Annotated in this window: 10 protein-coding genes and 3 tRNA genes; 2 read left to right on the forward strand and 11 right to left on the reverse strand. The window is 64.3% G+C overall.

Annotated elements, in window-relative coordinates:
* Positions 1–88: 88 nt before the first annotated feature.
* On the forward strand, positions 89–1,057 hold the full coding sequence (locus J5M71_RS01955; protein WP_207829189.1) for an EAL domain-containing protein: 969 nt from the start codon (positions 89–91) through the stop codon (positions 1,055–1,057).
* Between the two features lie 60 nt (positions 1,058–1,117).
* Here the strand turns inward: J5M71_RS01955 and J5M71_RS01960 are convergent, their stop codons facing one another.
* From J5M71_RS01960 to J5M71_RS01995, 8 genes are all read right to left on the reverse strand, one after another.
* A complete protein-coding gene (locus J5M71_RS01960; protein WP_063911582.1) occupies positions 1,118–1,486 on the reverse strand; it encodes a hypothetical protein in 369 nt (122 codons plus the stop codon).
* The gene (locus J5M71_RS01965) at positions 1,483–1,821 is read right to left on the reverse strand and encodes a helix-turn-helix transcriptional regulator (protein ID WP_063911581.1); all 339 of its coding nucleotides are present in this window, start codon (positions 1,819–1,821) and stop codon (positions 1,483–1,485) included. Before J5M71_RS01965 ends, J5M71_RS01960 begins: the two co-directional genes overlap by 4 nt.
* A gap of 111 nt (positions 1,822–1,932) precedes the next feature.
* A complete protein-coding gene (locus tag J5M71_RS01970; RefSeq protein WP_112249352.1) occupies positions 1,933–2,373 on the reverse strand; it encodes a YkvA family protein in 441 nt (146 codons plus the stop codon).
* A 293-nt stretch (positions 2,374–2,666) separates the two neighbouring features.
* Positions 2,667–3,431 carry an FKBP-type peptidyl-prolyl cis-trans isomerase gene (locus tag J5M71_RS01975; RefSeq protein WP_063911580.1) on the reverse strand — a complete coding sequence of 255 codons (765 nt, stop codon included), beginning with the start codon at positions 3,429–3,431 and terminating at the stop codon, positions 2,667–2,669.
* 235 nt (positions 3,432–3,666) lie between these two features.
* A complete protein-coding gene (gene pcaQ / locus J5M71_RS01980) occupies positions 3,667–4,599 on the reverse strand; it encodes a pca operon transcription factor PcaQ (RefSeq protein WP_207829198.1) in 933 nt (310 codons plus the stop codon).
* A 152-nt stretch (positions 4,600–4,751) separates the two neighbouring features.
* Positions 4,752–5,114, reverse strand: coding sequence for a nitrite reductase small subunit NirD (gene nirD / locus J5M71_RS01985; protein ID WP_207829200.1), 363 nt, complete (start codon positions 5,112–5,114; stop codon positions 4,752–4,754).
* Positions 5,114–7,666 (reverse strand): nitrite reductase large subunit NirB, encoded by a 2,553-nt coding sequence (gene nirB / locus J5M71_RS01990; RefSeq protein WP_207829202.1) that lies wholly within the window; start codon positions 7,664–7,666, stop codon positions 5,114–5,116. The genes nirD and nirB overlap by 1 nt, the downstream gene beginning before the upstream one ends.
* Positions 7,667–7,972: 306 nt before the next feature.
* Complete coding sequence (locus J5M71_RS01995; protein WP_207829212.1) at positions 7,973–11,821, reverse strand: bifunctional nitrate reductase/sulfite reductase flavoprotein subunit alpha; 3,849 nt, start codon at positions 11,819–11,821, stop codon at positions 7,973–7,975.
* 335 nt (positions 11,822–12,156) lie between these two features.
* Here J5M71_RS01995 and map point away from each other — a divergent pair, with 335 nt between their 5' ends.
* Positions 12,157–12,933: a type I methionyl aminopeptidase gene (gene map, locus J5M71_RS02000; RefSeq protein WP_207829229.1), complete on the forward strand. Its 777-nt coding sequence runs from the start codon at positions 12,157–12,159 to the stop codon at positions 12,931–12,933.
* A gap of 157 nt (positions 12,934–13,090) precedes the next feature.
* On the opposite strand, the gene J5M71_RS02005 is transcribed toward map, so the two are convergent.
* From J5M71_RS02005 to J5M71_RS02015, 3 genes are all read right to left on the reverse strand, one after another.
* Positions 13,091–13,167, reverse strand: a tRNA-Asp gene (locus tag J5M71_RS02005).
* A gap of 13 nt (positions 13,168–13,180) precedes the next feature.
* Positions 13,181–13,256: transfer RNA gene (locus J5M71_RS02010), tRNA-Val, on the reverse strand.
* Positions 13,257–13,426: 170 nt separating this feature from the next.
* Positions 13,427–13,503 (reverse strand) — tRNA-Asp (locus J5M71_RS02015).
* Positions 13,504–13,513: the final 10 nt, after the last annotated feature.

The raw sequence follows: 13,513 nt of genomic DNA on the forward strand, positions 1-13,513 counted from the left end.
GACCTGTCATCAAGCAGTCATCGCGCTGTCGTGAAATGGAGGGGCCGGGCGTGGAAACGCCCGGCCCTTTCATTTTCAGGAATACGTCATGACCGTTGCCGAGCAGCTCAGTGCCTTGAGTGCCATCCTGGCTCAACGCAGCATTCACAGTCTGTTCCAGCCGATCATGTGCCTGAGCGAACAACGGGTTTACGGCCATGAGGCGCTGAGCCGCGGGCCGTCCAACAGCCCACTGCACGCACCGCTGAACCTGTTTACCATCGCCCGCCAGGCCGGTCGCCTGACCGAGCTGGAGGCCGCCTGCCGGGAAAGCGCCTGCCGGCGTTTCAGCGAACAGCAGTTGCAGGGCAAGCTGTTTCTCAACGTCTCGCCGGAGACGCTGCTGGAGCCGCATTACCCATCCGGCCAGACCCTGAAACTGCTTGAGCAGGTCGGCCTGTCGCCCAGCCGGGTGGTGATCGAGCTGACCGAACATACCCCGACCGACGACTTCCAGCTGCTATCCAATGCCCTGCACCACTACCGTGACATGGGCTTCTCGATTGCAATCGACGATCTGGGGGCGGGTTATTCGAGCCTGCGCCTGTGGTCGGAGCTGCGCCCCGAATATGTGAAGATCGACCGGCATTTCATCGACGGCATCCACCGCGACCCGCTCAAGCGTGAGTTCGTCGGGTCGATATTGCAGATCGCCCGGGCGTCGAAGGCGCAGGTGATTGCCGAAGGCATCGAGTTGGCGGAGGAGCTGGCGGTGCTGATGGAGATGGGCGTGGACCTGGTGCAGGGTTACCTGCTGGGGCGGCCGCAGGAGCTGGGGGTGCGCGAAAGCCTGCCACTACCGGCGCTGATGAAGCTGCCGTTGGCCGAACAGCCGACGGTGCGGCTCAATGCCACGATTGGGCAGTTGCTGGAGCTGTTTGGCCGGCATCAGCACCTGGAGGCATTGGAGGTGGTGGATGCCGATGGCCGGGCTTGTGGATTGATTCACAGGCATGCACTGCCTGTTATGGCCTCTTCGCGGGCACGCCCGCTCCCACAGGTTCATCACGGATCTTGAGCCTTGTGCTGTACCTGTGGGAGCGGGCGTGCCCGCGAAGAGGCCGGAACAGGCAACGCTTCAGGCCGATTCGGGGTAGCTGTACTCGAACACCCTGACCACCTCGGAGGCATGCCATGAGGCCGCCTCCATGCCGTCGACCGGCCCGGAAAATCGGCCCAACCGTTCAACGCACTCGAAGAAGCCGGTACGCGGCAAACGGCTGGCACCCTGGCTGATCACCAGCGAGCTGCGCAATGGTTGCTCGGCGCGGGCGTCCAGCACCGCCAGGTACTCCAGCGCGGCGGTCAGCGTCTGCATGGCCGGGCTGGGTAATTGCAAGCGTTCGATCAACGCTCGGTATGTCAGCAAGTGACGTTGACGACGGGCCAGGTCAAGCTCGCCCAGCAGGTTATCCCAGTGCTGACGGCTGATCCTGACCTGGCTCATGATGGCTCGCTCCAGCCAGCCACCCCCAGATGCCAGGCCAGGGCGCGGCGGATGGCAGCATCAGGCTGGCGTTCGCCCGATTCGATCATGGCCAGGTAAGCCGGGCTCACGCCGACATTGCGCGCCAGTTGCTCAGGGGCTATGCCCTTGGCCTGGCGAATCTGTGCCACTTCGCTGAAGGCCGGCAATGGCGCACTGGCTGCATCGCCCTGCGCTTCAATGGCAACCACCTCGGCAGGCGCCTGCCCCGCAGCCTTGAGCAGTGCCTGGTACTGCTCCCAGGGAACGACGGCGTACTCGGGCTGACCGTCCCGGCTGATGACCTGAATACCCATTACAAACCCCTTTAAAAAGGATTACAGCATGTAATCCGTAGGCATAACCCTTATGCCAATTATATTACCAACTCCGGGGTCTGTGCAGTTGAGGAGTAGCTCGGGCCAGTTTCACTGCGTATTGCGCTCCAAACGCAGGGCTTCGGGAGTGGCCGGCAGGCGCTCGACCACACGCAGCCGCTCGGGCGCCTGGCTGTCGCGCCAGGCCTTGAAGCGCGCCAGTTCGTCGGCCACGGTCTTCAGTACCCAACCCAGCACCGCGATGTCGTCGAGGAAACCCACGCCCAGCAACCAGTCGGGGATGGCATCGATGGGGCTGACGAAATACAACAGGCCAGCGACGATGGTGACCAGGGCCCTGGGGCTGATGGCACGGTACTCGCCGCGCCACCAGGCCAGGCACAATGACTGCAGCAGCTTCACGTCTTCACGCAGCTGGCCGATGCGCGGGCCTTTGCGGGCGACTGCGAACAGCAAGGCCGGCAACCGGCCACGGCTGAGCAGGCGCTCGGCCAAGGGCAGGAAACGGGCGAAATTCCAGGGTGCGCTCATGGAGCCTCCAGGCGGAAAAGGTTATCCACATTTATTGTGGATAACCTTGTGAACAGGGCGACGTTTCTGACCCCGGGTGCCTGCCAGGCAAGGGCCCCGGTCAGATCGGGCGTTTTTTACACAGTCGTTTCACACCATGGGTGCCTACGTCGCAAACGATTTGCGTCAGAAGCATCTTGCTGCTTCACGCTGCATTTCCTCGGACAGTATCAGCAGTTGCAGGTTCGTCCAACCACCCTGCACAAACGAAAACGCCCCGTCAGGACGGGGCGTTTTGCGTGGGCCAGCCAGTGTTACTTGGCAGGCGCTTCGGCTGGAGCGTCAGCAGGGGCTTCAGCTTCCGGCTCGGCGCCTTGCAGCTGGGCCGGATCCTTGATGGCGATCAGTTCCAGGTCGAACACCAGTACCGAGTTGGCCGGGATCAGCGGGCTTGGGCTCTGCGCGCCGTAGGCCAGTTCAGCCGGGATGAACAGCTTGTACTTCTCGCCGACGTGCATCAGTTGCAGGCCTTCGACCCAACCCGGGATCACGCCGCTGACCGGCAGGTCGATCGGGCTGCCGCGCTCGACGGAGCTGTCGAACACCTTGCCATCGATCAGCTTGCCTTCGTAGTGGACAGTGACCACGTCGGTCGGCTTGGGCTGCGGGCCGTCGGCCTTCTTGACCACTTCGTACTGCAGGCCCGAGGCAGTGGTGACCACGCCTGGCTTCTTGGCGTTTTCCTCAAGGAATTTCTTGCCGGCGGAGGCGGCTTCTTCGCTGGCCTTGGCCAGGCGCTCTTCGGCACGCTTCTGCAGCGCGGTGAAGGCTTCTACCAGCTCTTCGTCCTTGATGCGCTGTTCTTTCTTGCCAACGGCGTCTTCGATGCCGAGGGCGACTGCTTTCGAATCAAGGTCTTCCATGCCTTCCTGAGCCAGGCTCTTGCCCATGTTCAGGCCGATACCGTAGGAGGCTTTCTGTGCCGGAGTCTTCAGCTCGGGGCTGCTGGTCTGTTGATCACAGCCAGCCAGTACCAGGCCTACCAGGGCAACCGCAGCCGCCAAACGATGCTGTTTCATGCTATTTCCTTGTTCATGCGCCATAAGGGCAATCAGGGTAAAGCCGCGAGCTTAGCAGGCGGCCATGACCAATGGCTACCGGCATAGGAGCGGGTTTTGGTAAGGAAGTTCAGTAGTTAAACGGTTATTCATCAAAGGATGTGCAGCCATTGGCCAGTATTGACCGGTTGTGCCGCCTTTGCCCGGTTTTGCGGGGGATTTATTTCGCTGAATGCCGAGAAGCCTGCATTGGCCCTCAGGGGTAATTGCCCTCACGGTACTGCCCCGCCACCTCGCGCAGCACTTCGCACACCCACTGCCCCGGCAGACTCTGCGGCAACGCAGCATTACGGCAGATGCCCACCGAGCCGCCCGGCTCGCGCACACCCAGGTCGAGCTCGACCAGCTCGCCCCGGCGCAGGTCGAGCAGCACCGCGTCGCGCGGCGCCACCCACACTGCATCGCTGCCCAGCAGGTAGCGCCGGCTCAGCGCCAGTGACAGGGTTTCCAGGCGCTGGGCCGGCATCTGGATGCCACATTGCACAAACAGGCTGTCGGCATGCTGGCGGATCGTGGTGCCTGCGGGCGGCAATACCAACGGGTAACGCCCCACCTGCGCCCGCTCCACCGGCGTGCCGGCCAGCAACGGGTGGCCAGGCCGCACCACCAGGCTCATCGACTCGCTGTACAGGTGCTCGAACGACAGGCCCTGGATCTGCGGGCTGTCGGTCATGCGCCCGACCACCAGCTCCAGTTCGCCCAGGCGCAACTGGCCGAGCAGTTGCGCGCTGACCCCGGTGACCACACTGATCACCAACGCGTCATGCCGCTGGTGCAGGCGGCACAGCACCTCGGGCATGAGCAGGCCTTCGACCGTGGACAGCACGCCGATACGCACCTGCGACGGCGCCCGCGCTTCACCACGCAGGCTGCTCACGCCATCGCGCAGGGCTTGCACGCTGGGTCCGGCGTAACGCATGAAACGCGTGCCGGCCGGGGTCAGCTCGACGCCCTGGCGGCTGCGCGCGAACAGGCGTGTTTCCAGCAGCTCTTCGAGTTCCTTGAGGGTCTTGGAGATGGCCGGCTGGCTGATTGCCAGGATGTCGGCAGCCCTGGCCAGGCTGCCCTGCCGGGCAATCTCCAGGAAGCACAGCAGGTGGCGGTACTTGATGCGGGTGTCGAGGTTCATGGGCTCAAGCTTACCGCATGCAGATAGCCTGTACCGGCCCTTTCGCGGGTAAACCCGCACCCACAGGGATCTGCACAGTTCTCCAGACCTGTGCAGATCCCTGTGGGTGCGGGTTTACCCGCGAAGAGGCCAGTGCAGGCGGCAGATGAATATCAGGCCACAGCCAACTCCACCGTCTCACCACTCAAACGCACCGGCCACACCCGCAAACGCTGCCCGGAATCTTCCAGGCACTCCCCGCTCCGCAGGCTGAAGTGCTGCTTGTACAACGGCGCCGCCACCACCAGTTCGCCCTGCACACTGCCCACCAGCCCGCGGCCGATGATGTTGGCGCCGGAGCGCGGGTCGCGGTTGTCCACCGCGTACAGCGGCTGCGCCTGCCCTGGCAGGTAGAACAGCGCCACCTGGGCACCGTCAAGCCACACCACCACCCCGGAATCCGCCACCAGGTCATCCGCCTGGCACACGGCCTGCCAGGTTTCTCGGGTTTTCACAGCAGCATTGGACAGGTTCATCAGACAGCCTCCTCGACAGTTGGGATCAGGTGCAGCGGCGCAGCAGGCCGGCGCTGTTCGCGTTCGCGCACGAAATGCACGTCCGGATCGGCACGGCGGTCGTTGACGAAGGTACGGAAGCGTTTGAGCTTCTCGGGGTCGTTGAGGGCGTTGGCCCACTCGCATTCGTACTGGTCCACCACATGCTGCATCTGCGCTTCCAGCTCGCTGGCCAGGCCCAGGCTGTCATCGATGACTACCTGTTTCAGGTAGTCCAGCCCGCCTTCCAGGTTCTCGCGCCACACCGAGGTGCGCTGCAGCTTGTCGGCGGTGCGGATGTAGAACATCAGCACGCGGTCGATCAGGCGTACCAGGGTCTCGTCATCAAGGTCGGTGGCGAACAGCTCGGCATGCCGCGGGCGCATGCCGCCGTTGCCACACACGTAAAGGTTCCAGCCCTTGTCGGTGGCGATCACGCCGATGTCCTTGCTCTGCGCCTCGGCACATTCACGGGTGCAGCCAGATACGGCGAACTTGAGCTTATGCGGGCTGCGCAGGCCTTTGTAGCGGTCTTCCAGGCGCAGGGCCATGCCAACACTGTCCTGCACGCCGTAACGGCACCAGGTGCTGCCGACGCACGATTTCACCGTGCGGGTCGACTTGCCATAGGCATGCCCGGTTTCAAAGCCGGCTTCGATCAGCTCGCCCCAGATCAGCGGCAGTTCGTGCAACTGGGCGCCGAACAGGTCGATGCGCTGGCCACCGGTGATCTTGGTGTACAGGTCGTACTTCTTGGCCACCTGGCCGATCACGATGAGCTTGTCGGGGGTGATTTCACCACCGGGGATACGCGGCACCACCGAGTAGGTACCGTTCTTCTGCATATTGGCCATGAAGGTGTCGTTGGTGTCCTGTAGCGGCACCAGCGCCGGGTCCATGATCGGCTGGTTCCAGCACGAGGCCAGGATGTTGCCCACCGCCGGCTTGCAGATATCGCACCCAACATGGCCTTTGCCGTGACGTTCGAGCAGCTCGCTGAAGGTGCGGATGCCCTCCACCCGTACCAGCCCGTACAGCTCCTGGCGGGTGTAGGCAAAGTGCTCGCACAGGCTCTTGTCCACCGCCACGCCACGGGCGGTCAGCTCGTGCTCGAATACCTGCTTGAGCAGGGCCGCGCATCCACCACAACCGGTGGCAGCTTTGGTGCAGCCCTTGACGGCGGCAAGGTCGCCGCAGCCGCTGTCGATGGCGGCGCAGACCGCGCCCTTGCTGACGTTGTGGCAGGAGCAGATGGTCGCGCTGTCGGGCAGCGCATCGGCGCCCAGCGCCGGTGCGCCGCCGCCTTGCGGCAGGATCAGTGCCGCCGGGTCGGCCGGCAGGGCAATGCCGTTCTGGGCGTACTGCAACAGGGTGTCGTAATAGCTGTTGTCGCCGACCAGCACCGCACCAAGTACGTGCTTGCCGCTGGCATCCACCACCAGCCGGCGGTAGGCGCTGTTGGCTTCGTCAATGAAGCGGTAGCTGCGTGCCCCCGGGGTGGCGCCATGGGCATCGCCGATGGAGCCGACATCCACGCCCAGCAACTTGAGCTTGGTGGACATGTCGGCACCGGTGAATTCGCCAGCGGCTTCCCCCATCAGCAGCGCCGCCAGGTTGCGCGCCATGCTGTAGCCCGGGGCAACCAGGCCGAACACGCTGCCGTTCCACGAGGCGCACTCACCGATGGCGAAAATGCGTGGGTCGCTGCTGCGGCAGTGGTTGTCGATCACCACCCCGCCACGCGCGGCGATATCCAGGCCACAGGCACGGCCCAGGGCATCCTGCGGGCGGATACCCGCGGAGAACACGATCAGGTCGGTTTCCAGGTGCTCGCCGCCATCGAAGTTCATGCGGTAGCGGTAGTCTTCCCCCGCACTGATCGACTGGGTGGCACGCGACAGATGCACACCCACGCCCAGCGCTTCGATCTGTGCCTTGAGCGCGGCGCCGCCCTCGCCGTCCAGCTGCACCGGCATCAGCCGTGGGGCGAACTCCACCACATGGGCTTCCAGGCCCAGCGACTTGAGGGCGTTGGCCGCTTCCAGGCCAAGCAGGCCACCGCCCACTACCACGCCACGGCGGGCGCTGGCTGCGGCAGCGCGGATGGCGTCGAGGTCGTCGAGGGTGCGGTAGACCAGCCGAGCATTGCCGCTGGAGCCTTCGATCGGTGGCACGAAGGGATAGGAGCCTGTGGCCAGCACCAGGTGGTCGTAACCGTAGCGGCCCTCAGCAGTGACCACTTCGCCGCACTCACGGTCAATTTCCAGTACCGCTTCGCCGAGGTGCAGGTGCACACCGTTGGCGCCGTAGAAGTCCTGCCCGCACAGGGCCAGGGTTTCGGCACAGCTGCCGCCGAAGTACTCGGACAAGTGCACGCGGTCGTAGGCGCGTTGGCGCTCTTCGCCGAACACATGCACCTCGAAGCGCTGCAGGGCGCCGCGGCTGACCAGTTGTTCGACGCAATGGTGGCCGACCATGCCGTTGCCGACGATGACCAGTCGCTCTCGTTGCCCGCTGCTCGCTGTTGCCTTCATAAGCCGATCCTCGATCAAAAAAAAAGCGCCTGGAGCCGAAGCTCCAGGCGCCTTTGCCTGTATTCATCGCGGTAGTGGGCCCGGGTTGATCGCCGTTGATCAGTGGGCTTTGTTGTAACTGGGATAAAGCAGGGACTGTGCCAACCCTGTTTCCTGTACTGGCCTCTTCGCGGTGTACGACCGCTCCCACAGGGTCCTCCACGTTTTTTCAGACCTTTGCAGTACCTGTGGGAGCGGGCGTGCCCGCGAAGAGGCCAGCACAGCAAGTGCACATTCCAAGTGCATCACTCCCCATCTTGGCGCACATCAATACACATCCCGCCGATACCGCCTGGCCTTGCCCAGCGCTTCGACATAAGCCCCCGCCGCCGCCGCATCCATGCCGCCATGCTCGGCCACGATGGCCCGCAACGCCGCATCCACATCCCTGGCCATGCGCTGCGCATCGCCACACACAAAGAAGTACGCCCCCGCCTCCAGCCACCGCCACAACTGCGCGCCCTGTTCGAGCATGCGCTGCTGCACGTAGACCTTCTCGGCCTGGTCGCGTGAAAACGCCGTGTCCAGCCGCAAGTGCCCTGCAGCCTGCCAAGCTTGTAGCTGCTCCTGGTAATAGAAATCGGTGGCCGCGTACTGCTCGCCGAAGAACAGCCAGTTAGCCCCTTTCGCCCCGCGTGCCTCTCGTTCTTCGAGGAAAGCCCTGAACGGCGCAATACCAGTGCCGGGGCCGACCATGATCACCGGCACGCAGTCATCCTCGGGCAGGCGGAAGTGCTTCGACACCTGCGGGAAGATGGCCACCTTGAGCGCCTGTGCACGGTCGGCAAGAAAGCTTGAACACACCCCTTTGCGCGCACCATAGCGCACCGTGGAAACGGTCAGGTGCACCTGCTCCGGGTGCGCCAGCAGGCTGGAGCTGATCGAATAGAGGCGCGGCTGCAACGGTTTGAGCAGGGCCAGCCAGCTGGCCAGCGGCAACTGCTGGGGGAAGGCGCGCAACACATCGACCAGTTGCCGGCCCCACAACCAGTCCTGCAGCTCGGCCTTGCACTCGGGCTGCAGCAGGCGCTGCAGGTCCGGGGCATTGCTGGCGAAGGCCTGCAACTGCTGCGCGGTGACCTTGGCAATCTCCAGGTGCGCTTGCAGGGCTTCAGTCAGCGGCATGGCGGGCTGGCCTTTGAGCTCGACCATGGTTTGGCCATCGAGCTGCATCAGCGCCAGCAGTTCGTCGACCAGCTGCGGGCAGTTGCGCGGCCACACGCCCAAGGCATCGCCCGCGGCATAGGTGAAGCCGCTGCCACTCAGGTCGAACACCAGTTGACGGGTTTCCTTGCTGGCACCCGGGCCGTTGAGCAGGCGGTTTTCCAGCAAGGTGGCAGCCCAGGGTTGCTGCTTGCTGTAAGCCGCCACGGGCGCAGGCTCGGTGACCGGTTGCGGTGCGGCGGCACTGCCCAGCGTAGGCAACAGCGCATCGAGCCAGGCGGCGAAGGCGTCGTCGAAGTCCGGCTCGCAGTCCACCCGTTGCAGCAGGCGCCGCCCACCCAGTTCGGCCAGACGTTGGTCAAGCTTGCGGCCAAAGCCGCAGAACTGGTCGTAACTGGAATCGCCCAGGGCCAGTACGGCATAGCGCAGTTCGGCGCAGTGGGCGCCCTGCTCCCCCTGCAAGGCGTGCCAGAACGCCGCCGCGCTGTCGGGCGCGTCGCCATCGCCAAAGGTGCTGGCGATCAGCACCACGCTGGCGGCGCCCTGCAACTGAAGCGGGCTGATCGCGTCCATGCAACTGAGCTGCACATCGAGGCCGGCACCACGCAGGCGCTCGGCACAGCGTTCGGCCAGCAACTCACCGTTGCCGGTCTGCGAGGCCCACAACACCTGGTGCCGTGGCGCCGCCAGCGCAGCATCGGGCAGTACCGGGGCTGGCAGGGTGTCCAGGCCAAGCAGACGGGACAGGGCGGCGGTCGGCGGAATGGCAGTGTTCAGATCAAGGGCTTCGATCCGCTCGCCTGCAACCCGCTCCAGGGTCACGGCACAGTGCTTGAACGCCGGCTGCAGCGACAGCGGGTCGACCGCATCGCAGGTCACGGCGTTGATCGCCAGCTGCTCGCCGATCAGGTCGTTCCAGTGAAATGGGGCAAAGCAGTTGCCCGGCATGACCCGGTCGCTGATTCGCGCGGGCAGCACGGCCTGCCCACGGCGCGAGCGGATGGCCACCTGGTCCTTTTCGGCGATGCCCAGACGGGCGGCATCGTCGCGGTGGATCTCCATGAAGGGGCCAGGCTCCAGCTTGTTCAGCGCCGGCACCTTGCCGGTCTTGGTCAGGGTGTGCCACTGATGCTGTACGCGGCCGGTATTGAGCACCATGGGGTAATCGGCATCCGGCAGCTCCGCTGCCGGCAACCAGGGCCGGGCGAAGAAACGGGCCTTGCCACTGGCGGTCGGGAAGGCCAACGCCGGGCATTCGCCCTGGGCGTCGTGCAACAGCGCCTGGCTGCTGCCGTCGTTGCGGTAGCGCAGCGGGCTGCGCGGGTTGTCGCGGCCCGGGGCGCAGGGCCACTGGCGCGGCTGCTCGCGCAGTTCGGCATAGCCGATACCACGCAGGTCGTAGCCGGAGGCCGGGTTATGGAAGCGGCGGATCTCCTCGTACACCGCTTCGGCATCGGGGTAGTCGAAGCCGTCGGCGTAGCCCATGGCGCAGGCGACCCGGGCGATGATCTGCCAGTCGGGCAGGCTCTGCCCGGGCGGCTCGACGGCGCGTGGCATCAGGGTGAGGTTGCGCTCGCTGTTGATCATCACGCCTTCCCCTTCAGCCCACAGTGCGGCCGGCAGGAGGATGTCGGCGTAACGGTTGGTTTCGGTGTCGAGGAAGGCATCCTGGGTAATCACCAATTCGGCCTGGCGCAGGCCGTCGATCACCTGCTGGCGGTTGGCGACGCTGGCCACCGGGTTGCTACAGATGACCCAGCAGGCTTTCACCGCGCCGCTTTTCATCTGTTCGAACAGCGCCACCGTGCCCTCGCCGCCCTCACTGCGCAGGCTGCCCGGTGCCAGTTGCCACTGCTGCTCGACGAAGGCGCGGTCTTGCGCTACCAGCGCCGAGCGCTGGCCTGGCAAGCCCGGGCCCATATAGCCCATCTCGCGGCCGCCCATGGCATTGGGCTGGCCGGTCAGCGAGAACGGCCCGCTGCCGGGGCGGCAGATGGCGCCCGTGGCCAGATGCAGGTTGCAGATCGCATTGGTGTGCCAGGTGCCATGGATGCTCTGGTTCAGGCCCATGGTCCAGCAGCTCATCCAGTTGCTGGCGCCGCCGATCCATTCGGCGGCCCTGATGATGTCGGCCTCGGCCAGCCCGGTGATGGCGGCCACGCGTTCAGGGGTGTAGTCGTCGAGGAAAGCCGGCAGTTCGTCCCAGCCTTCTGTGTGGCGGGCGATGAAGTCGGGGTTGGTGTGGCCGTTGCGCTGCAACAGATACAACAGGCCATTGAGCAAGGCCATGTCGCTACCGGGACGCACTTGCAGGAACAGGTCGGCCTTATCGGCGGTGGCGCTGCGCCGCGGGTCGATGACGATAAGCTTGGCGCCCGCCCTCACCCGGTCGAGCAGGCGCAGGAACAGGATCGGGTGACAGTCGGCCATGTTGGCGCCGATCACCAGGAATACGTCGGCGTGCTCGAAGTCCTGGTAGCTGCCGGGCGGGCCATCGGCGCCAAGCGACAACTTGTAGCCGCTGCCAGCGCTGGCCATGCACAGGCGCGAGTTGGACTCGATGTGGCGAGTGCGGATAAAGCCCTTGGCCAGCTTGTTGGCCAGGTACTGGGCCTCCAGCGACATTTGCCCGGAAACGTACAGCGCCACGGCGTCCGGGCCGTGCTGGTCGATGATGCCGAGCAGGCGGCTAGCGGCAGTGGCGATGGCCTGGTCGATGCCGGTACGCGCTGGCTGCTGGCTGCGCTGCTGGCGCACATAGGCATCTTCCATACGGCCGGCAGCGGTCAGCGGCAGGTGTGCGGTGAGGCCTTTGGTGCACAGGCGGCCGAAGTTACTGGGGTGCAGCTTGTCGCCGCTGATCTTGCCGACCTTGCCATCGGCAACGCTCATGACGATGCCGCAACCGACGCCGCAGTAAGGGCAGACGCTGCGCACTTCGCTGTTGGCCATGGGCGGGCTCCTGTGAGAAACGCAAAAAGGCGCCGGCTGCCCCTGCTTGCTGGGCAAGCGGGGCAACACGGCGCCTTTGTCGTGAAGGTTTGTGGGCTGTCGACGTTGATAGCCCTGGGTAGCGGTAGATCAGCAATTAATGGGCCAGCTGTGCCTGCCCTTTCGCGGGTAAACCCGCTCCCACAGGATCACCACAGGTTTGCAGACTGTGCAGTCCCTGTGGGAGCGGGTTCACCCGCGAAGAGGCCGGCACAGGAGCGCACCATGCGGTGGCAACCCCGCACCCCGTGGCGCTATGCTGGGGCACATTCCAGCATGAGCCACTGCCCTCCCCCATGTCCCAGGTGATTCTCAAGACCCCCGCCCAACTCGACCTGATGCGCCGCGCCGGCCAGTTGCTGGCCCAGGTGTTCGCCGACCTCGACAGCTTCATCCGCCCCGGCGTGACCACGATGCAGATCAACGACCGTGCCGATGCGTTCATCGTCGGCACGCTCAAGGCCCGCCCGGCAAGCAAGGGCCAGTACGGTTTCCCCTACTCGCTCAACACCTCGGTGGACCATGTGGTGTGCCATGGCATGCCCAAGGTCGATGAAGTGCTGAAGGAAGGCTCGATCATCAACGTCGACATCACCCTGGAGCAAGGCGGCTATATCGCCGACTCGTCGAAGATGTACAGCATCGGGCCGATCAGCGATGAGGCGCAGCGCCTGGTCGACACCACCTATGACGCGCTATGGAAAGGCATCGAACAGGTACGCCCCGGGGCGACGCTGGGTGATATCGGCCATGCCATCCAGACCCATGCCGAAGCGGCGGGTTACAGCGTTGTACGTGAGTATTGCGGACATGGCATTGGCCAGCAGATGCATGAAGGGCCTGAGGTGCTGCACGTTGGCCAGCGCGGGATGGGCATGAAGTTGAAGCCGGGGATGGTGTTTACCATCGAACCGATGATCAACCAGGGTGGGCGCGGGACGCGCACGCTGAAGGATGGCTGGACGGTGATTACCCGTGACCACAGCCTGTCGGCGCAGTGGGAGCATACGGTGGCGGTGACCGAGGATGGGTTTGAAGTGCTGACGTTGCGAGAAGAAGAACGTCGTAGCTGAAATTGCTACAGATCCTCTGTGGGAGCGGGTAAACCCGCGCCCACAGGGGCCAGGCATCGCCTGTTGGTTTTTTGCTCAATGCAGAAACAAAAAAAGCGACCCTAAGGTCGCTTTCTTTGTTACTTCCGGGTGTTCAGTAGGCCCTGGAAGTGAAATATGGCGCAGCGGACGGGACTCGAACCCGCGACCCCCGGCGTGACAGGCCGGTATTCTAACCGACTGAACTACCGCTGCGCTAAACATCGAGTGGTGGGTGATGACGGGATCGAACCGCCGACCCTCTGCTTGTAAGGCAGATGCTCTCCCGGCTGAGCTAATCACCCATGTCTCTCGGTGTGGCGCGCATTCTACGGGCGACTTTACGCTCTGGCAAGCACTTATCGAACTTTTTGCAAATTTCGGCGAAACACCAAATCACAGGCACAAAAAAAGCGACCCTAAGGTCGCTTTCTCTGTTACTTCCGGGTGTTCAGTAGGCCCTGGAAGTGAAATATGGCGCAGCGGACGGGACTCGAACCCGCGACCCCCGGCGTGACAGGCCGGTATTCTAACCGACTGAACTACCGCTGCGCTAAACATC

Source organism: Pseudomonas sp. 43(2021) (assembly GCF_017490805.1).
Lineage (GTDB): Bacteria > Pseudomonadota > Gammaproteobacteria > Pseudomonadales > Pseudomonadaceae > Aquipseudomonas.